This is a genomic window from Bacteroidales bacterium (assembly GCA_035647615.1).
In the GTDB taxonomy this organism is placed as follows: domain Bacteria; phylum Bacteroidota; class Bacteroidia; order Bacteroidales; family 4484-276; genus SABY01.
On the sequence record DASRND010000035.1, the window covers coordinates 103924 to 125000 of the forward strand.

At 47.0% G+C, this 21077-nt stretch carries 17 protein-coding genes and 2 rRNA genes (1 of these 19 running past the window's edge); 10 read left to right on the forward strand and 9 right to left on the reverse strand.

Features of this window, described 5'->3' with window-relative positions; genetic code table 11:
- The first annotated feature begins 29 nt into the window (after positions 1–29).
- The 6 genes from VFC92_11995 to VFC92_12020 all read left to right on the forward strand — a co-directional run bounded on the left by VFC92_11995 (position 30) and on the right by VFC92_12020 (position 6167).
- A complete protein-coding gene (locus VFC92_11995) occupies positions 30–863 on the forward strand; it encodes a prohibitin family protein (GenBank protein HZK08907.1) in 834 nt (277 codons plus the stop codon).
- A gap of 26 nt (positions 864–889) precedes the next feature.
- Entirely contained in the window at positions 890–1603 is a 714-nt protein-coding gene (locus VFC92_12000; protein HZK08908.1) for a glycosyltransferase family 2 protein, read from the forward strand.
- Between the two features lie 15 nt (positions 1604–1618).
- Complete coding sequence (locus VFC92_12005) at positions 1619–3094, forward strand: glycosyltransferase family 39 protein (protein HZK08909.1); 1476 nt, start codon at positions 1619–1621, stop codon at positions 3092–3094.
- Between the two features lie 242 nt (positions 3095–3336).
- Positions 3337–4305 carry a Gfo/Idh/MocA family oxidoreductase gene (locus VFC92_12010; GenBank protein HZK08910.1) on the forward strand — a complete coding sequence of 323 codons (969 nt, stop codon included), beginning with the start codon at positions 3337–3339 and terminating at the stop codon, positions 4303–4305.
- A 17-nt stretch (positions 4306–4322) separates the two neighbouring features.
- Positions 4323–5267, forward strand: a complete 945-nt coding sequence (locus VFC92_12015; GenBank protein HZK08911.1) for a glycosyltransferase family 2 protein — start codon at positions 4323–4325, stop codon at positions 5265–5267.
- Between the two features lie 3 nt (positions 5268–5270).
- Complete coding sequence (locus VFC92_12020; protein ID HZK08912.1) at positions 5271–6167, forward strand: SDR family oxidoreductase; 897 nt, start codon at positions 5271–5273, stop codon at positions 6165–6167.
- A 19-nt stretch (positions 6168–6186) separates the two neighbouring features.
- Here VFC92_12020 and VFC92_12025 read toward each other — a convergent pair whose 3' ends face one another.
- Positions 6187–8682 carry a bifunctional UDP-N-acetylmuramoyl-tripeptide:D-alanyl-D-alanine ligase/alanine racemase gene (locus VFC92_12025; protein HZK08913.1) on the reverse strand — a complete coding sequence of 832 codons (2496 nt, stop codon included), beginning with the start codon at positions 8680–8682 and terminating at the stop codon, positions 6187–6189.
- Between the two features lie 208 nt (positions 8683–8890).
- Positions 8891–9979, reverse strand: coding sequence for a 4-hydroxythreonine-4-phosphate dehydrogenase PdxA (gene pdxA, locus VFC92_12030; GenBank protein HZK08914.1), 1089 nt, complete (start codon positions 9977–9979; stop codon positions 8891–8893).
- A gap of 236 nt (positions 9980–10215) precedes the next feature.
- Here pdxA and VFC92_12035 point away from each other — a divergent pair, with 236 nt between their 5' ends.
- From VFC92_12035 to VFC92_12050, 4 genes are all read left to right on the forward strand, one after another.
- Positions 10216–11025, forward strand: a complete 810-nt coding sequence (locus VFC92_12035) for a hypothetical protein (protein ID HZK08915.1) — start codon at positions 10216–10218, stop codon at positions 11023–11025.
- 94 nt (positions 11026–11119) lie between these two features.
- Positions 11120–11662: a dTDP-4-dehydrorhamnose 3,5-epimerase gene (rfbC, locus tag VFC92_12040; GenBank protein ID HZK08916.1), complete on the forward strand. Its 543-nt coding sequence runs from the start codon at positions 11120–11122 to the stop codon at positions 11660–11662.
- Between the two features lie 18 nt (positions 11663–11680).
- Positions 11681–12331, forward strand: a complete 651-nt coding sequence (locus VFC92_12045) for an ABC transporter ATP-binding protein (protein ID HZK08917.1) — start codon at positions 11681–11683, stop codon at positions 12329–12331.
- A gap of 125 nt (positions 12332–12456) precedes the next feature.
- A complete protein-coding gene (locus tag VFC92_12050; GenBank protein ID HZK08918.1) occupies positions 12457–16830 on the forward strand; it encodes a hypothetical protein in 4374 nt (1457 codons plus the stop codon).
- Here the strand turns inward: VFC92_12050 and mtnA are convergent.
- From mtnA to VFC92_12085, 7 genes are all read right to left on the reverse strand, one after another.
- Positions 16819–17853: an S-methyl-5-thioribose-1-phosphate isomerase gene (gene mtnA / locus VFC92_12055; GenBank protein HZK08919.1), complete on the reverse strand. Its 1035-nt coding sequence runs from the start codon at positions 17851–17853 to the stop codon at positions 16819–16821. The genes VFC92_12050 and mtnA overlap by 12 nt on opposite strands.
- A gap of 2 nt (positions 17854–17855) precedes the next feature.
- Positions 17856–18383: an HAD-IA family hydrolase gene (locus VFC92_12060; GenBank protein ID HZK08920.1), complete on the reverse strand. Its 528-nt coding sequence runs from the start codon at positions 18381–18383 to the stop codon at positions 17856–17858.
- A 37-nt stretch (positions 18384–18420) separates the two neighbouring features.
- Positions 18421–19203 (reverse strand): Rossmann-like and DUF2520 domain-containing protein, encoded by a 783-nt coding sequence (locus VFC92_12065; protein ID HZK08921.1) that lies wholly within the window; start codon positions 19201–19203, stop codon positions 18421–18423.
- Positions 19203–19868 (reverse strand): ribulose-phosphate 3-epimerase, encoded by a 666-nt coding sequence (rpe, locus tag VFC92_12070; protein ID HZK08922.1) that lies wholly within the window; start codon positions 19866–19868, stop codon positions 19203–19205. Before rpe ends, VFC92_12065 begins: the two co-directional genes overlap by 1 nt.
- A 207-nt stretch (positions 19869–20075) precedes the next feature.
- Positions 20076–20714, reverse strand: coding sequence for a T9SS type A sorting domain-containing protein (locus VFC92_12075; GenBank protein ID HZK08923.1), 639 nt, complete (start codon positions 20712–20714; stop codon positions 20076–20078).
- 132 nt (positions 20715–20846) lie between these two features.
- Positions 20847–20957, reverse strand: a 5S ribosomal RNA gene (rrf, locus tag VFC92_12080).
- Positions 20958–21031: 74 nt separating this feature from the next.
- Positions 21032–21077, reverse strand: a 23S ribosomal RNA gene (locus tag VFC92_12085); it runs 2822 nt beyond the window's last position.

Below are 21077 nucleotides of genomic sequence, written 5' to 3' on the forward strand. Positions count from 1 at the left end.
CAATCAAAAACACATAAAAAATCGACAACATGGCACAGGAAGAATTAAATTTTAAAAAAATCATACCTATCGCAATTATCATCGCCATTGTGATAGTGCTAATCGCTTTTGGCAGCCGGATGACAACCACCATCGAAGCCGGACATGGCGGCGTTCTTTTCCGTACCTTTAGCGGCGGAATCGACACAGAACATACCTACAGCGAAGGCTTTCACCTGCTGGCGCCATGGAACAAGATGTATGTTTATGAAACACGGCAGCAAGAGGTGGCCGAGATTATGAATGTGCTTTCGAGCAATGGCCTCGAAATTAGTGCAGATGTATCCGTTTGGTACCAGCCAACCTGGGAAGAGATTGGTCTGCTGCACAGCAAAATCGGGCTAAGCTACACACAACGCGTAGTGATTCCTGCGCTGCGTGCATCAGCGCGGAGCGTTATTGGACGCTATACACCAGAGGAGATTTATTCGACCAAACGCGACGTGATCCAGGATGAAATGTTTAAGGCGACCATTGAAATCCTCGCTGGCAAGCATGTGCAGATCAACAAAGTTCTGATCCGCTCCATCATACTTCCGCCCACCATCAAACAGGCTATCGAAAGCAAACTGAAACAAGAGCAGGAGTCGCTGGAATATGAGTTTAAACTCGAAAAAGCGCAAAAAGAAGCGCAGCGTCAGCGCATCGACGCCGAAGGAAAAGCGGTAGCCAACCGCATCCTGAGCGAAAGTCTCACCGACAAAATCCTGCGCGAAAAAGGTATCGAAGCCACGCTGCGACTGGCCGAATCACCCAACGCCAAAGTAGTAGTGATCGGCAACAAAGAAGGTGGTCTGCCGATTATTCTGGGCGACAGCAAATAAATGAGATAGATTTTCGGGAAAGAAACATGAAACTCTCGGTAGTAATCCCCGTTTACAACGAAGCCCGCACCGTTATTCGGCTGCTCAAGCGCGTGGCTGCAGTTAAACTCATCCACGATCTTGAATTGGAAATGGTGGTGGTGGACGACTGCTCCACCGACAACTCGGTGCAGTTGGTCGAATCCTTTATTGCTGAGAATGGTCAGGTAGAATGTCACTTGTTCCGGCAGCCGGCAAACCAGGGCAAAGGCTCCGCGCTGCATCGCGGCATTGCCGAAGCTACCGGAGATTTTCTCATCATTCAGGATGCCGACCTGGAATATGATCCCAACGAATACAACGCCCTACTGCGCCCGATACTCGATCATGGCGCCGACGTGGTTTATGGCTCACGATTCGTGGGCGGCCAGCCCCACCGTGTGCTGTTTTTCTGGCACAGCATCGGCAACAAGCTGCTCACCTCCCTGTCGAATATGTTTACCAATCTCAACCTCACCGACATGGAGACCTGTTACAAACTCTTCCGAGCCGATGTAATTAAAAAATTGCATCTCAAGGAAAAGCGGTTTGGTTTTGAGCCGGAGGTAACAGCCAAAATAGCACGAATACCAAATCTGGCCATCTACGAAATAGGCATCTCCTACTACGGGCGCACCTTCAGCGAAGGTAAAAAGATCAACTGGCGCGACGGCTTCAGGGCGTTGTGGTGCATCTTTAAATATAATTTGTTTAGGGGATAGCAAAATAAATAGAAGGTGACCGAGCAAAAGCAAATTAAAAATCAACGACCAAAGCAGTCTTTCCGTTGGAGCCATGAAATATTGCTGCTGATTTTGATTGCTGCTTTTGTAATTTTTAAAATCCCACACCTCTCTTTGCCCTATTTTGGTGATGAAGGTTTTGCATTTGGACCCGCCGTACATCAAATGTACGAGGATGGCCCTAGCTTGCTACCCTCATCACTGCCGCCGGGTTTATCTTACGGACATCCATTATTTTTTCATTTTACTGCATCCGTGTGGCTTCGGGTATTTGGTTATTCCATCTTCAACGCAAAGAGCTTTGCACTTTTTGTAACGGTACTTCTTTTATTAAGCCTTTATTATGTGGTGTCGCGCCGCTTCAACAAGGATGCTGCGCTGCTCACGGTTGTGCTGCTCATGCTTCAACCGGTCTTTATGGCGCAGTCGAGTTTTGTGTTGCTCGAAGTCATGGTTTCGTTCCTGGCTTTGTGGACGATCTATTTCTGGTTTAAGCGGCGATGGTGGCTCTATGCTTTATTTTCTGCTATGCTGGTGATGACCAAAGAATCAGGGCTTTTTGTACTATTTGCTCTGGGCGTTTGGCAGCTCATCGAATTCTTTTTGCTGCGCACCGAACCGGTGACGCTACGTAAGTTCGCGCAGCGCTATCTTATCATGGCCATCCCTGCTTTTGTTTTCGTGCTTTTTCTTTTCGCACAAAAATTAACCTACGGCTGGTTTTTCTCCCCGCTACGCATCCAACATATTAAAACCACTGTAGATGGACTAAAACATGCTGCCGGCATTTCCACCAGTATTATCTTCTGGCAGCAGGGACGCTTTTGGCTACAAGGATTTGTATTGGCAGCGCTGTTGTTTTATTTTTTACGTCCCGGGAAGAGGATTTCGACCCAACAATGGCGGATAATATGGTTTTTGACGTTTTTTATTTTGATCTATCAACTCATCAGTATTTTCAACTTTCTATCCAACCGCTACTTTCTCGTTGCCATCATGACTTGGATTATTATCACGGCCGTAATGGTAATTGATGGATTTGGCCGTTACCGGTGGCTGAGCTACTTGATGGCAGCAGCAGTTATTATTTCCCAGGCTTTCTATTTCAGCTCGCGAAATGATTGCCTCGACGATTCATTGGGAGCTGTCGATAATATCAAAGTGCACCAGCAGGTAGTTCAATATCTCGAAGAGCATGAGCTTTACAATCATCGCATTCTGACCCACTTTCTGATGTACTCAAATCTGCATCGACCGGAAATAGGCTACCTTAGCGGCGATCGGCATTTTAACAACCTGACCATTAAGTTTGATGATAATGTAGAGTATGTTGTGTACAGTAAGGTGGAACAATCGCAACTCAAAGATGAATTGAAAAATCCTGGCCTGCGACTGCTCAAGCGTTTTGAGTTGCACGATGCGTGGTCTGAGATTTACATCAACGACAGCAGCGCTGCACTGAAGCAGTAGCCAACTTTCTCACTATAAATGGGATTTATTATAAAAATGCAATCGTTATTAAAATTTCAAATGTCAATATCCAAATGACAAATAAATCACAAAAACCAAATTTCAAACTCCTGCAGCTATTGTCGTCTGTTTTTCTTAAATTTCACCTTTTGAATTTTGGGATTTATTTGATCCTTGTTTTTTTGTTTTTTGGGATTTACCAGTGGGCTTTCAGATTTTAATAAAAAGTAGAGAATTATTTTATGGTTAAAAAAATAAATGTAGGACTCATGGGCTGTGCGGCCATAGCGCAGCGCTCTGTTGTGCCGGCCATGCTCACGATGCCCGAATACAACGTGGTGGCAGTAGCCAGCCGAACTGCCGAAAAAGCTGAGGCATTTGCACGGCAATTTGGCTGCGAAGCCATAACCGGCTATGAAAACCTGCTTTCCCGACCAGACATCGACGCCATCTACATGCCGCTGCCCACCGGCCTGCACCACACCTGGGTCATACAAAGTCTCGCCGCCGGCAAACATGTACTTGCCGAAAAATCCATTGCTGCCGATTATGCTTCCGCAGAAGAAATGGTGACTTTGGCCAAAAAAAATAAGCTGGTGCTGATGGAGGATTTTATGTTTCAATACCACAGCCAGCATAAGTTTATTTTTGATTTGATAAAAAAAGGTGAGATTGGCGAAGTACGCGTGTTTAACGCCAACTTTGGTTTTCCGCCTTTGCCCGCCGGCAATTTCCGCTACGACGATGCCGTTGGCGGTGGCGCGCTGCTCGACGCTGCCGGCTATACCGTGCGCGCCGTACATTTTGTGCTGGGCAACGATTTCATTGTGAAAGCTGCCAACCTCAAAATCGATCCCAAAACGGGAACCAATATTTACGGAAGTGCATTTTTGGACAATGGCAATGGCATCAGTGCACACGCTTCTTTTGGCTTCGATCATTATTATCAGGGCAACTACCAAATTTGGGGCACCCGTGGCAAAATCACTGCTGACCGTGCTTTTACGCCAAAGCCCGATTTTAGTCCGCTGGTAGTGCTTGAACAGCAAGGCGAACGGCACGAATACCAGCTACCGCCCGACAATCATTTTGTAGGCGCTTTACGCGAATTTCATCGCACCATTACCAACGGTACGCCCGAAAAACATTACCACGATGTGCTGTTGCAAAGCAAAACACTGGATGATATTCGCCGGCTTTCTGCCCTGTAAATGTTACTTTTGCACCCATGGAAACTAAGCCGCTAATCTCGATAATCAGCCCGGTGTATGGCGCAGCAGCGTCGTTAGAGGAGCTGGTGCAACGCATTAAGGCATCGGTCGGAACCATTACCGACAATTATGAAATCATCCTGGTGGAAGATCATGGTCCCGACACTTCGTGGGAGATCATCGAAAAACTCTGCGCCAGCGACCCCAAAATTATCGGCATCCGCCACAGCCGCAACTTCGGCCAGCAATATGCGCTCAACTGCGGTCTCGACCATGCCCGCAGCGAATGGGTAGTCACGCTCGACTGCGACCTGCAGGATCGCCCCGAAGAAATCATAAACCTTTACCAAAAGGCGCAGGAAGGCTTTGACATCGTATTGGCCAGCCGCCAAAACCGCCAGGACGACTTCCTGAAAAAGTTTTTCTCACGTATTTTCTATCGTCTGTTGAGCTATCTTACCAACACGCGTATGGATCCTTCGGTGGCCAATTTCGCCATTTATCATCACAAAGTTGTAGATGCCCTGCGCAGCATGAACGACTATTACCGCTACTATCCCACCATGATACATTGGGTGGGATTCCGCCTCGCCAAGCTTCCCATTGCCCACGCCGAAAGGCCCGACGGCAAAGGCTCTTCCTATAATTTTCGCAAACGCCTCACGCTGGCTTTCGACACCATCATTTCCTTCTCTGACAAACCCCTGCGCCTTACCGTAAAACTGGGGCTGCTTATCTCATTAATTACCGCCCTGCTGGCCATCGTGCTGGTGGTACGCTATTTTGTAAAAGCCGAGGCCGTGTCGGGATGGACGAGCACCTTCCTCTCCATCTGGTTCATTTCCGGGCTTATCATCACCATCCTGGGAATGATTGGAATTTATGTAGGTAAGATTTTTGAAAACGTAAAAGGACGCCCCACCTACATCGTCGGGCAGCGCCTGAACTATCACGAAAAGTAAAACATGCAAAAAGCTATCGTCATCGGCAGCAATGGCTATCTGGGCCGGCATCTGGCTGATTATCTGCAGCAGCAAGGGTTTGCTACCGCTCTATACGACCTGCAGGGAAAATCGCTGCTTCCACAACAATCCTACGCCCGCCTCGACATCACCCAATCTGTAGACTTCGATCAGCTGGATGCGACCGCTGACTTCATCTTTTTTATGGCCGGGCTTACCGGTACCGGCGCAGGCTTCGACCGGCATGAGGAATTTATACGTGCTAACGAAACCGGCCTGCTCAACCTGCTGCAATGGATGCGCAAAAGTGGCTGCCGGGCGCGCATCGTCTATCCATCGACAAGGCTGGTTTATAAAGGTGTAAAAGATTATGCGCTGAAGGAATCCGACGCCAAAGAGGCCAAAACCATCTATGCCGTCAACAAGCTGGCTGCCGAAAATCTGCTCTGGATGTACCACAATGCTTTCGACATCGACTCCACCATATTTCGGATTTGTGTGCCTTATGGCAATGTGTTTGGCGGCGGCTTTTCGTACGGTACCATCGGGTTTTTTATCAGCCAGGCACAACAGCATGGCGCCATCACTCTTTTTGGTGACGGAAGCATCCGGCGCACGTTTACGCATGTATCGGATATTGCAGCGGCGATGGTTGCATCCATTAGGCAACCAAACGCGGAAAACGAAATTTATAATATCGGTGGCGAAAACCTCTCGCTGCTGCAGGCTGCACAACTGGTTGCTGATAAATTTGGTGCACAGATAAAATTTGTTGACTGGCCCGAACTGGCGCTCCGCCTCGAATCAGACGACACAGTTTTTGATGACAGCAAGCTGCGCAAGGCTACCGGATATAATTACCGGCACACACTGGCTGGGTGGCTGGGTCTGGGGGAGTGATTGAGAGCTTTATTAATTTCTACTCCTGAAAATACACTCGCTTTACGCGTTTTGATATTCCCGTAAGGATTTCGTAAGGTATGGTGCCCATCTCATGGGCGAGTTCTGAAATGCTGCGTTCGTTACCGAAAATTACCACCTCATCTCCTTCTTTTACTTCCAGGCCTGTAACGTCGGCCATGGTCATGTCCATACAAATGTTGCCGATGACCGGAACGAGTTTATTTTTAATAAAAATATGTCCGCGGCCGTTGCTCAGGATGCGATGAAATCCATCGGCATAGCCAATGGGGATGGTCGCCAGCAGCATGTCCTGATCGGCCTTTCCTGCACGCCCGTAGCCGATGGTTTCGCCAGCTGCGATATGTTTTATTTGGGAAATCGTCGACTTGAGTGCACTCACATTTTGCAACTCCTGCTGCTCCGACTCTATCGGTGCAATTCCATACAAGCCAATTCCCAGCCGAACCATGTCGAACTGCGCGTCAGGATAGCGGTTGATAGCAGCCGTGTTGAGCACATGTTTCAGCACCGGATGCCCCACCTTATCAATTATCTGATCGGCGAGCTTAGTAAAAAGATGAATCTGGCTGCGCGTAAAATCATCGTCGGCAGGGACATCGCTCGACGCCAGATGTGTGAAAACACTTTGCACATAAATGCGGCGGTTGGCCAAAATCTGATCCAGTGCAGCTTCAATATCAGCAGCCTCAAAACCCAACCGGTGCATGCCGGTATCGATTTTTAGATGGATTTTTACGGGTTTGTTGCGCGGCAGCAGGTTGCGGCGAATGGCATCTTCGAGCATCGTCAGCACCCGAAAGCTGTAAATCTCAGGCTCCAGATTATGGCCGATGATGGCATCGAAACTGTCGTGGTCGGGGTTCATCACCATGATAGGCAGTGTGATGCCGGCTTTGCGCAGCTCCACCCCTTCATCGGCGTAAGCCACCGCCAGATAATCTACCTTGTGCAACTGCAGCGCATTGGCCACCTCAAAGCTGCCCATGCCATAAGAGCCCGCCTTTACCATAGCCATCATGCGCGTGCCGGCTTGCAACCTGCTGTGGTAATAGTTCAGATTGTGGATCAGTGCATCCAGATTGATCTCGAGCACCGTTTCGTGTGCTTTCTGCTGCAGCGCATGACTTATCTGTTCAAACTCAAACACACGCGCACCTTTGAGCAAGATGCCCTGATTTTGAAATTTTGTAAATGAAAATGCCTTTAGGAAATCTTCTGTGGTCGGAAAAAATATCGCTTCTCCTGTAAACTGCTCCGATTGCTTGCTGATAGCTTGCCCGATGCCAATGAGCCGGTGTATGCTTTTTTGCGCAAGCATCCCGGCAATTTTTCCGTATAGATAAACGTCGCTTTTACCGCTTTGCAGAATATCCGAAAGGATCACGGTTTTCTCGGTTTGCTGTGTATGCTGATTCAAAAAATCCAAAGCGATAGCAAGCGAGTTGATGTCGGAATTGTAACTGTCGTTAATAATCGTGCAGTTGTTGATGCCTTCTATCAGTTCCAGCCGCATGGCAATGGGCGTGAGCGCAAGCATACGCTTGTTTATTGTCGTTTGATCGTATCCAAGCAAAATCATCAGCGACCAACAATGGATGGCATTTTCGATGGAAGCCTCATCAGAGAAAGGAATGTCGATAGAGATATTGGTATCATTATAAATTCCGCTTATGCGAGATTGTTGCTTCTGCGGATGCGATACTTCCGTGATGCGCAAAGTTGCCACCTGCTGCCGGCTCCAGGTAAAAACGCTGATGCCCTCCAAAATCTCAGAGCGGATAATCACCTCCTGAATGGGTTTGTGATCGGGGCAATAGATCAGCGTGTCCACTTTGGCAAAAAGCTTGAGCTTCTCACCAACTTTTTGCTGGTGGTTAATAAAATTTTCGCTGTGCGCTTCGCCGATATTGGTAAAGATGCCGATGGTTGGCCGGATAACAGGCTGCAAGTGGATCATTTCCTGCGGCTCAGAAATACCGGCTTCAAATATTGCCAGCTCATAGTCGGCGTCCATCTGCCAAACCGAAAGCGGTACACCCACCTGCGAGTTGTAGCTTTTGGGGCTGCGCACCACACGTCGATCGGGCGAAATAAGTTGGTAGAGCCATTCCTTAACGATGGTTTTTCCGTTGCTGCCGGTAATGCCCACCACCGGAATATCAAAGCGCGAGCGGTAAGCTGCTGCGAGTGTTTGTAAAGCTATCAGCGTGTTATCGGTGAGAATGAAATTGGCTTCGGGGAAATTTGAGACATCAAAACCGGCATTGGAAATCACAAAATTGCGCAGCCCATGTTGGTAAAGCTCACCAATGTATTTGTGGCCGTCGTTGCGCTTGCTTTTGAGCGCAAAAAAAATAGTGTTTTCAGCTTTAAAAAGGCGCCGGCTGTCGATGATGATGTCATTGATGGCAACGTCGGCAACCAGCCAGGGCACGAGTTTTCCCTGGAGAATTTTTACAATCTCACTAATCGTAAACTTCTGGCTCTGCATGGAATTTTAAAGTTTATCATTAAAAATTTGACACACAAAATCTAAATTCCAAATGTCAATAAAATAAAATTCAATAGGCAAAGCCTATAGAAATAGAAAGGACGAGGCTGAGCCTCGTCCACACCGGCTACGAAACATAGTGGCACAGAAAATTCATGAACTTTCTCTACAACAACGTTAACCTGATAACCCGACAACTTCCCCGTTGCTATCGACTGTTATTTCCGTTGTCGTTATCGTCTTCATCGAGCGGATTAGCGTTTGACAGATCAAACTCGGTGCGATTGCGGAAAATGTCGCAGGCAAGATATACAGCCGCACGCATGCTAACCTCGCTGGCTTTGTCCTTTCCGGCGATATCATAGGCTGTGCCGTGAGCCGGCGAAGTGCGAATAATGGGCAGGCCGGCGGTATAGTTTACACCGCTGTCGAAAGCCAGCGCCTTGAAAGGCACCAACCCCTGATCGTGGTACATGGCCAGAATACCGTCGAACTGCATGTATTGACTGGTGGCAAAAAAACCGTCGGCAGGATAAGGGCCAAAGACCAGCATGCCATCATCGAAAGCTTTTGCTATGGCCGGAATGATAATCTCCTGCTCTTCTTTGCCAAGCAGCCCGTTGTCGCCGGCATGTGGGTTGAGTCCCAACAGAGCGATACGCGGTTTTACAATGCCAAAATCACGTCGCAATGTATCGTGCATGATCTGCAACTTGTTGAGGATAAGATTTTCGTTGAGTGCGTTCGGAACATCGCGCAAAGGAATGTGGCCTGTAACAACTCCTATGCGGAAACCGCCGCTCACCATCAGCATCAGGAAGTTATCAACATTATAACGACTTGCAAAAAACTCTGTGTGTCCGGGGAAATCAAAATCTTTGGACTGGATGTTTTTCTTGTTGATTGGCGCGGTAACAATGGCATCAATCTCACCGCGATCCATCGACTCCACAGCTGCTTTGAGGGAGAGGTAAGCCATCTCACCACTCGTTTCGGTAGCTACACCCAGTTGTATTTTCACCTCCTGATCGTCGATGTTTACAATGTTAGCACGGGAAGGATTGGTAGCGTCAGCTTTTTTAACAAGATTAAAATTGAAATCCTTTACATTAAGTGTCTTGCGGTGATAAGAGGCTACTTTGGAATTACCAAAAACCACCGGGTTGATCATTTCCATGATACGTTTGTCCATCAGTGTTTTTATAATCACTTCGTAACCTATGCCGTTGATGTCGCCGTGGGTAAATCCGATGCGAACCTGATATTCCGGTTCGGTAGGTGTTAAATATTCGCTCATGCTCTGTATATTTTTGCCGCAAAGATAAACGAAATGCTGAAGGCTGTTGTGTGATGTTGGTTAGATGTCCGATAAAATAAATTGAAGAGAAAAGTAATCGCAGCAAAATTCCTTCACAAAAGAGGCGGAATTAATCCGCAAAAAAGCTCCTATAAAAACGTCAAACAATCAGTGAGTTGGCATTAGCTTTGTAATCTGATGTTTTGATAAAAACCCATTAGATAAAGTTTAGAAAAATGAAAACAAACAAAATAGCAATGCTGCTAATGATGCTTTTGTTGGCACCAGCAGCCAATGCACAGGATATGATTATCAACTACAGCTCCGACACGCTTCGCTGCAAAGTGAAAGAAGTGGGCAGCGAAGAGGTGAAATACATCCGATTTGACTATCCGGCAGATGTGCTTTTTACAATGGACACCGAAAAAATTCAGAAGCTGATTTTTGAAAATGGACAGGAGCTTACTTTTATCACAGGAATCGACAATCCGACTCATTACCTGGATCAAAACAAAAATGTGCTGAAGGTAGATTTCCTGGCCCCACTTACCGGCAACACCACGCTGGCTTACGAATACAGCCTCACGCCCGGTAAAAGTATGGAAGGTACTATTGGAATTATTGGCCTGGGCATCGATACACGAGACAATAATCCACGTGGCACGTTTATAAAATATGGTGTAAAGTTTATCAAATCCCCTGATTTTTACGTTCGTAATTTGCGCTATGCCCATATACTCAAAGGCGCCTACATCAAACCCGAAATTGGTTTCGGCTACTACTCTTCTGACGAAGAAGACTATTACAACCCCGGCTACCCCGACTATAACCACAGTACCAAACGCATCGAAAATTTTTCTTTAATGATTCAACTGGTGCTTGGTAAACAGTGGGTAATCAATGATATCTTTTTGGTGGATTTTTATGCCGGCGCCGGCTATGGCTTCGACAATCAGGGAGGCGAATATCACTATGGTTATGCCATCGTCTCCGACGAAGTTCCGTTGAGCCTTTCGGCAGGATTAAAAATCGGCATCCTCTTTTAGATACTTCATTTTTTCGCAAAAGCATTCCGGCTGATCCATCTTACAAGTTGAAGTTTTCGGTTCTTGTGTATCTTTGGCCGCAAATAAATCCAAGATGGTTGTTGTAGAAACAGAAATAAAAGACCTGCTGATCATAAAGCCCGACGTGTTTGAAGACGAACGTGGCTATTTTTTTGAAAGCTACAATCGAAAAAAATTTATGGAGCACGGCATTCCCGCCGATTTTGTACAGGACAACGAGTCTTGCTCCGGGCTGCATGTGCTGCGTGGGATGCATTTTCAGCAGCCGCCTCATACACAAGGAAAACTTGTGCGCGTGATGCAGGGCTCGGTGCTGGATGTAGCGGTCGACTTGCGGCGCCACTCCCCCACTTACGGCAAATGGGCTTCCATCGTTCTTACCGAAGAAAATAAATGGATGTACTGGATACCCGAAGGCTTTGCCCATGGTTTTTTAACACTGGCCGAGCGAACCGTATTTTTTTACAAATGCACCAACGTTTTTAATAAAGCCTCCGAAGGTGCACTCCGCTGGGACGACCCGACTCTAAACATCCAGTGGGGCATAGAAAATCCGGTGCTTAGCGCAAAAGATCAGACGGCTCCTCTTTTCGAAAATTTTAAAACTCCCTTTTAAACCATCCTTCTTTATATTATGATCAGAGCCGAAAACATCCACAAATCCTATGGCAGCCTACACGTGCTCAAAGGTATCGACCTGGAGATTCAAAAAGGAGAAATTGTGTCGATTGTCGGAGCATCGGGGGCGGGCAAGAGCACCCTGCTGCACATCCTGGGCACGCTCGACCGTCCCGACAAGGGAAGTATTTTTTACGACAATCTGCAAATCGACCTGCTGCCCGAACGAAAGTTTTCAGAGTTCCGCAACCGCCAGATCGGTTTTGTGTTTCAGTTTCACCACCTGCTGCCCGAGTTCACGGCGATAGAAAATGTGTGCATTCCTGCTTTTATTCAAGGCATCAGCCGCAGTGCTGCCGAACAAAAAGCACATAAACTTCTTAAATTTTTAAACCTGGAAGATCGCGCCACACACAAACCAGCACAGCTCTCAGGCGGCGAGCAACAACGCCTGGCCGTTGCCCGTGCGCTGATCAACGACCCTGCTGTAATCCTGGCCGACGAGCCTTCCGGCAACCTCGACTCCAAATCGGCGGTAGAATTGCACCAGCTTTTCTTCGACCTGCGCAGCAAGCTCAACCAAACTTTTATCATCGTCACACACAACACCGCCCTGGCCGATATGGCCGACCGCAAACTCACCATCGTCGACGGCAAAATTCTCTAATCAAAACACTCCTCCGCCCGACGCCTTCAAAACAATATTTTCGGCCATTGGCGGTTTATAGATTGACTTGTAATTTCCTGATAAGTAAGATTCAATAGCTGATCGATAACCTAAGAAGCATGTGCATGTTTGCGGCAAAACCTACTGTTAGATATCGCCTGATTTTATTGTTGTTTTTTTCCTTTTCCTTTCATCTGGTTACAGCGCAAAACGGTGCTGAAAAAGCTGATTATAACACGGTGCTCAACCAGGCCGAAAAGCTTTATTTTGAAAAGGATTACAACGGTGCCAAAGCTGTTTTCCGGCAGGCACTGCAACTCCGCCCTGCCGAGAAGCATCCGCAGGAACGCATCAACGAGATCAACAAAGCGCTGGGCATCACCGAGCCATCCGATGGCCGCTACAACAGCCTGGTGAACGAAGCCGACAATTTGCACCAACAGGAAAAATGGCAGCAGGCGTTGGATAAATATATCGCCGCCAACGACCTGAACCCTGGACAGGATCATGCTACCAGCCGCATTCTGGAGCTTAACGCAATGATCAAACAAAACGAAAGCCTCGACAAGGATTACAATAGTTTTATAAAATTCGGCCTGGCTTATTTTGAAAACAGGCAATATGATCAGGCAAAAACGGAGTTTCAAAAAGCCCTTCAAATAAAGCCCGGTGAAGCTGTGCCAAGAGAAAAAATCGCTGAAATAGATCGTTACTTACGCACCAAAGCCGACTATGAAGAAGCGGTAGCCCATGCCGACGAACTCTACGTCAATCTCGATTATCAAAAGGCCCGCACCGCCTACCAGCAGGCGCAGCAGGTAAAAAAAGATGAAGCCTACCCCGGGAGTATGATCAGCCGCATCGATGAGACTATTGCCAAACGTGAAGGCGAAACTTTGCAACGCCGGCAGGCTTACGATGCTGCTTTGGCTGATGCCGATGGGTTTTTTGATCAGAAAAAATATTTGGAAGCGTTACCGCAATACCAGGAAGCCAGCCGGCTGATGCCCGAGGAGAGCTATCCCAAAGTGCGCATCACCGAGGCAACACGGCTCATCGAACAAATGGCTACCACGGAGGAGCAATACCTGCAGGCGCTGGCCGATGGAAAAAGCGCTGAAGAAACCGGCAACGACAAGGCGGCACTTGCTGCCTACACCACGGCTTCCAATCTAAAACCTGATGAAGAGTTTCCCCGCAACAAAATGAATGAGCTGCAATTGAAAATCGGAATTGCAGAAAACGATGCCGCATACACTTCGGCCATTGCTGCTGCCGATCAGGCTTTTGCTACTGAAGAATACGCTTCCGCTAAAATGGAATACCAGAAAGCAACGGAATTGAAACCAGAAGAATCGTATCCGAAAACAAGAATTGTAGAAATAGAAACTTTACTGGCGTCGCTGGCGGAAACTGATGCCGCCTACACTACGGCCATTGCCGCCGCTGACCAGGCATTTGCTATCGAAGATTTCGCTTCCGCTAAATTGGAATACCAGAAAGCAACGGAATTGAAACCAGAAGAATCGTATCCGAAAACAAGAATTGTAGAAATAGAAACTTTACTGGCGTCGCTGGCGGAAACTGATGCCGCTTACACTACGACCATTGCTACCGCCGATCAGGCTTTTGCTACTGAAGAATACGCTTCTGCGAAAATAGAATACCAAAAAGCAACAGAACTCAAGCCAGAAGAAGCTTATCCGAAAACAAGAATTTCTGAAATAGAAACTTTGATGGCCTCGTTTGCCGAAACCGAAGCAGCTTACACTTCAGCTATTGCTGCCGCCGACCAGGCTTTTGCTGCAGAAGAATACGCTTCCGCTAAAATGGAATACCAAAAAGCCACCGGACTGAAACCAGAAGAAACTTATCCAAAATCAAGAATCTCTGAAATAGAAACTTTGATGGCCTCGTTTGCCGAAACCGAAGCCGCTTACACTTCGGCCATTGCTACTGCCGATCAGGCTTTTGCCGCGCAGGATTATTCCTCTGCGAAAGCGGAATACCAAAAAGCCACCGGACTGAAACCCGAAGAAACCTATCCAAAAACAAAGATTTCTGAAATAGAAACTTTGCTATCGTCACTAGCCGAAACCGACGCAGCTTACACTTTGGCCATTGCTGCCGCCGACCAGGCTTTTGCTGCCGAAGATTTCGCTTCCGCTAAAGAAGAATATCAGAAAGCCGCGGAATTCAAACCAGAAGAAACCTATCCAAAATCAAGAATCTCTGAAATAGAAATTTTGATGGCCTCGTTTGCCGAAACCGAAGCGGCTTACACTTCAGCCATTGCTTCCGCCGACCAGGCTTTTGCTGCAAAAGATTACACTTCCGCAAAAGCGGAGTACCAAAAAGCCGCCGGACTGAAACCCGATGAAACCTATCCAAAGTCAAGAATTACGGAAATAGAAACTTTGATGGCCTCGTTTGCCGAAACCGAAGCGGCTTACACTTCAGCCATTGCTGCAGCCGACCAGGCATTTGCTGCCGAAGATTTCGCTTCCGCTAAATTGGAATACCAAAAAGCCACCGGATTAAAACCAGAAGAAACGTATCCAAAAACAAAGATTTCTGAAATAGAAACCTTGCTTTCGTCGCTTGCCGAAACCGATGCCGCTTACACTTCGGCCATTGCCGCTGCCGACCAGGCGTTTGCTATCGAAGATTTCGCTTCCGCTAAAATGGAATATCAGAAAGCTGCCGGATTAAAACCAGAAGAAACTTATCCGCAGACAAGAATCTCTGAAATAGAAACTTTGCTGGGCTCACTCGCAGAAACTGATGCCGCTTATACTTCCGCCATTGCTTCTGCCGATCAGGCTTTTGCTATTGAAGAATATGCTTCCGCTAAAATGGAATACCAGAAAGCCGCCGGACTGAAACCCGACGAAAACTATCCAAAAACGAGAATTTCTGAAATAGAAACTTTGATGGCCTCACTCGCAGAAACTGATGCCGCTTACACTTTAGCCATTGCTTCCGCCGACCAGGCTTTTGCTGCAGAAGAATACGCTTCCGCTAAAATGGAATACCAGAAAGCCGCCGGACTGAAACCCGACGAAACTTATCCTAAAACAAGAATATCCGAAATAGAAACTTTGCTGTCCTCGTTTGCAGAAACCGATGCCGCTTACACTTCGGCCATTGCTACTGCCGATCAGGCTTTTGCTATTGAAGAATACGCTTCCGCAAAAATGGAGTATCAAAAAGCAAAAGAACTCAAGCCAGAAGAAACTTATCCAAAATCAAGAATCTCTGAAATAGAAACTTTGATGGCCTCGTTTGCCGAAACCGATGCCGCCTACACCTCGGCCATTGCTGCTGCCGATCAGGCTTTTGCTATCGAAGATTTCGCTTCCGCTAAAATGGAATACCAAAAAGCCGTCGGACTGAAACCCGAAGAAGCTTATCCGCAGACGAGAATTGCAGAAATTGAAACTTTGCTGGGCTCACTTGCGGAAACTGATGCCGCCTACACCTCGGCCATTGCTGCTGCCGATCAGGCTTTTGCTGCAAAAGATTACACTTCCGCGAAAGCGGAATATCAAAAAGCATCGGGATTGAAACCAAAAGAATCGTATCCACAGACGAGAATTTTGGCGATAGAAACTTTGCTGTCCTCGCTGGCAGAAATTGACGCTGCCTATACTTCGGCCATTGCCGCCGCTGACCAGGCGTTTGCTACCGAAAAATATAATTTAGCGAAAGCGGAATACCAAAATGCAGCAGAATTAAAACCTGATGAAACGTACCCGCAAGCAAGAATTGCGGAAATAGAAACTTTGTTGACCGATCAGGCAGCAGCAATTGCACAGAAACAGGATCAATATCAGACGCTGATAAAAACGGCTGACTTCCATTTTGATGCCGCCAATTACGAAAAGTCGAAAGCAGCTTACAAACAGGCTGCGGCAATTTTCCCGCAGGAGACCTACCCCACACAGCGTATTGCAGAAATTGATTCGGCACTGGCAGCGGCCTATGAAAAAGTGAGGCAGGAATACAACGCTATGATTCGTGAAGCCGACCGCTATTTCGATCAGAAAGTTTACGACAACGCCATCCAGTCGTATATGGCTGCCGCCAAAATTTTGCCATCCGAAACTTACCCCAACGAGCGCATCCGGCAAATTTCAAAAATTATTGAAGCAAATGTGGTGGTGGATGTAGTAAAAAGCATTGAGCTGCTCGATAACAATGCACTGAAGCGATACGACTTTCAGCCTGTTCCCCGCCAGGGACGCAAGGAGAGCTATGTGTTGCTGAAAGCGCGCAACATGAGTGGCCGCGAGTTTAAACTCTTCCTGAATTACGGCAAGGGCAATACGAAAAATGGTGGATTTGTAATCAATATTCCTGAGTCGGACGGGCAACGCGATTACCTTGTAAAAGTGGGCGGGCAGTACAAATGGTTCAGCGAAGACAATAACTGGATCAGTCTGCAGCCCGAGGGCGGCTCAGCCGAGGTGACGCTGATACAAATTTCACAGGAATAATTCCGCAATAGCGGCAACGTCGGGGTTTACAATTCCCTTTTCTGTGATGATGCCGGTGATGTAACGCGCTGGCGTAACGTCGAAAGCAGGATTGAGCGCCTGCGAACCTGGCGACGCCACACGAATTCGATGCGTCTCTCCCTGCGCATCAGGGCCTTCCTGAAAAAGCACCTCATCCTGATCTCTGTTTTCAATCGTTATTTCTTTTCCGGTTTTACAGTTGCGATCGAAAGTAGACAAAGGCGCTGCAATGTAAAAAGGAATTCCAAAAGCGTTTGCCGCAATGGCTTTACCGAGGGTTCCGATTTTGTTGGCCGTATCGCCGTTGGCGGCAATGCGATCGGCGCCCGTGATTACCATATCCACTTCGCCCTGCGCCATCAGCCAGGCCGCTGCATTATCAGCGATAATTCGGTGTGGGATATTGGCGTTGTTCAGCTCCCAGGCTGTAAGTCGGGCGCCCTGGCTGCGCGGCCGTGTTTCGTCCACCCACACGAAAACTTTTTTACCCTGCTCATACGCCTGATAAATGGGCGATAACGCGGTGCCATAATCGACAAAGGCGAGCCAGCCGGCGTTGCAATGGGTCAGGATGCGGAATCCGTTTTTTATTAATTCATTTCCATACCGACCGATGTCCTGCGAATCGGCAGCGTCCTTATCGGCAACAGCCAGTGCTTCGTCGGTGGCAGCTTGTGGCGATATCAGGCCAGCCCGATAAACCCGCTCCGTAGCATAAAAAAGATTGCGGGCGGTAGGTCGGGTAGCTTCGATAGTACGACGGGCGACATCGACAAATTCAGATGTATTGTTTTGTAAAAATGCCTGTGCCATGGCAAAACCGGCAGCGGCTCCCAAAGCGCCCGCACCCCGCACAATCATCGTTTTAATGGCATCACAAGATTGTTGATAATCTTTGCACTCAACAATTTCAAAACGGAAAGGCAGCAGGTTTTGCTCAATCATAAACACCGAGGTGCCCTGCATCCAGACTGTCCGGTAATTTTTCCCGTTTACTACCATCGTCACCAGGCATAAGCGTCATCATTCATCCATTTTCCCTGCACCTTCATCACCTGCTCCAGAATTTCGCGCACGCAGCCTTCGCCGCCTTTGAGGTACGAGATGTAGTGCGAAACCTCTTTCACTTCCTCCGCAGCATCGGCCGGACAAACGGCCACGCCGGCTTCGCGCATAATCTGAAGGTCGGGGATGTCGTCGCCCATGTAAAGCACCTCACGCGGATGCAGCTCATTTTTCTGGATGTAGTCGTGGTAAATTTTCAACTTGTGTTCCACGCGGATAAAAACGTCGCTGATTTTAAGGCCAATCATTCGCAGACGCACTGACTCGGAGGTACCACCGGAAATCACCACGATACGATATCCTTTCTTTTTGGCAAGTTGCAGCGCATAACCATCTTTTACGTTGGCCGTGCGCAACTGCTCGCCATTCTCGGTAAGCAACACTTTGCCATCCGTGAAAACGCCATCATAATCGAAAATCAGAGTGGTGATATCTTTGAGAAGCTCTTTGTAATTTTTTACAACCATGTGAAATGTATTAATTTGAATCGATGAAAGAAGAGTACTATTTTTTTTGATGAAAATGTTCGTGGATAAATTGGCTCAACAACTTGTAAATTTCCTGTTTTTCGGGATGATTTTTAAGATGTTCGAGATGTTTTCGAATAATACCATTGTCGGCGCGCCTGGCAGGCCCCGTCTGCGCTTCATGCGGGTTTTGATGTTGCAATTTACGAGTAGTTTCCTCGATCAACGGCATTAGGACATCAAAATCTACTTTTCCTTCGGAGAGAATTTCCTGTGCCATCAAATACATAAAGTTGGTAAAATTATTAGCAAAAACAGCAGCAATATGAATTTGCATGCGTGTATCAGAATCGATTCGCCGCACGTCATTGCTCAGGCTGTGCGCCAGTTGCAAAAGGTTTTCTTCGGCACTGGGATTACAAGCTTCTATACAAAGCGGAACTTTAGTGAAATCAATATTAGCGTTAACCGCAAACGATTGCAACGGATAAAGTACGCCATAATTTGCTGAAGCCGGTTTGAGCGCATTCATTGGTGTGGAGCCGGAAGTGTGCACCACCATTTTATCGGCTACAGCCAACTGATTGGCAACGCCGGCAATGGCATCGTCGGAAATGGCAATGATGTAAATATCTGCGGAAGCGTCGAGATTATTAATCTCATCGGTAAAATCAGCCTGATAAACAGCAGCAAGTTCACGCGCATTACTGAGATGGCGGCTGTAGACCTGCACGATTTTTCGGCCAGTGTAGTTTATCGCTTTCGCTAAATGAAAAGCAACACGCCCAGCGCCAATCAGTACCACTTTTTCGTAAATCATTACGACCTGTCGATTTTTAATTCTTTAAGATTGCGGATCATTGCTGTCGGATCGGGTTGCGAGAAAATGGTGTGGCCGGCAACAAGCACGTCAGCGCCGGCTCTGAGAAGATGTGGAGCGTTTTCCAAGGTAATACCGCCATCCACTTCGATGAGCGCTTTCGACGATCGATCCAAAATCAATTCTTTTAGGTCGGAAATTTTCCGCAGGCTGTGTTCGATAAACTTCTGCCCACCGAAACCCGGATTCACGCTCATCACCAGCACATGGTGCACATCGGCGATAATATCTTCGAGCAGCAAAATGTTGGTGTGCGGATTTATGGCCACGCCGGGTTTCATCCCCAGCTCGCGAATTGATTGGATGCTGCGGTGTAGGTGGGTGCTCGCTTCGTATTGGATCGTAAGCAGATCGGCACCACTATTTTTAAACTCCTGAAAATAACGCTCCGGTTCTACAATCATCAGATGCACATCGAGCGGTTTTTCGGCTACCGACTTCAGATATTTGATGATTGGGAAGCCAAAAGAAATATTGGGAACAAACACGCCGTCCATCACGTCCACATGAATCCAGTCGGCCTGGCTGTGGTTGAGCATCTCTATTTCGGCAAAAAGATGTCCAAAGTTGGCTGATAAAACGGAAGGTGCGATAAGGTGGCTCATAGACTTTTTTGGCAAAAATACATAATAAGAGGGAGCTTGTCTGCTCGGATGCCAGCACTTTTCCAATAAATCCTAACGGCAATAAAAACAAATCGCAAATAAATTTCAGTAGTAAAAATTCAATGATCTCAATCGTTACAAATATTTGAGACTTATTTTGTGAAATTTCTTAAAACGAAAAATAGTTCTACCCCTGAAAGAACGGCGCTACTTTACAATTTTCCGCCGCACCACTTCCTGATTACCAAAAAATATTTCGACTACGTAAAGCCCTCTGGATAGCAGCTCAACGCTGATGCTACTTTTTGCTGACCTTTGGGATTGAACCAACTGCCCCTTCACATCATAAATAATGATTTCGGAAACCGCGTCAGCATTTTCGATTCTAATTTCTTGCAAACTATTATCATAATACACCACAATCTTATCCATCCCTGGATTTTCGTCAATTGAAATGGGCAAATCCTCGTTGACGATAATTTCCGATGGTTCCGATTCGCCGACGGGATTTGAATAAATAGCGGTTACCCACATTTCGCCCATTATTCCTATTTCCATATCAAAATACGTTTCAACCGGAGTAGCTAGTACGATGGTATCCCTCGATAAGAAATCGAAATAATATAGCTTGTAGTTTTCTAAGTTAGCAACGGTTGAATTTGCGCTCGGGGAATCCCAGGTCCAATGCGAGCAATAGGTTGGCCCGTAGAGCCACTGTCCGGCACATTCGCCGGATTCGTTGCACATGATGTATTCATAACTAAATTGAAAATTGGCGGGTGGAGGAAACTGCGCAAAGGCATTGGAGGCCAGGACGACGAATAAAATTCCTAATAAGTTTTTCATGGTCTTTTGTTTCAAAACGAAAACCAAAATTAGGTTTTTTAAATGAACCTCTGAATCGGTTATTAAATTCTATTCAAATTTAAACGCAAAAAAAATCCCCGAATCAAGTAAATGAAACGGGGATTAATAAAAAATTGGCAACGACCTACTCTTCCACCAAAACGGCAGTACCATCGGCGCTGGTGGGCTTAACTTCTCTGTTCGGAAAGGGAAGAGGTGAACACCACCGCTAAAATCACCATAAGATCTTAAATATTAAAATGACAAAACACAAAAGAAGAACAACAGATTGATCAGGTTATGACTGATACACAGACAATAAAAAGCGTTTGGGCAATTAGTACTGCTCGGCTTTGCCATTAC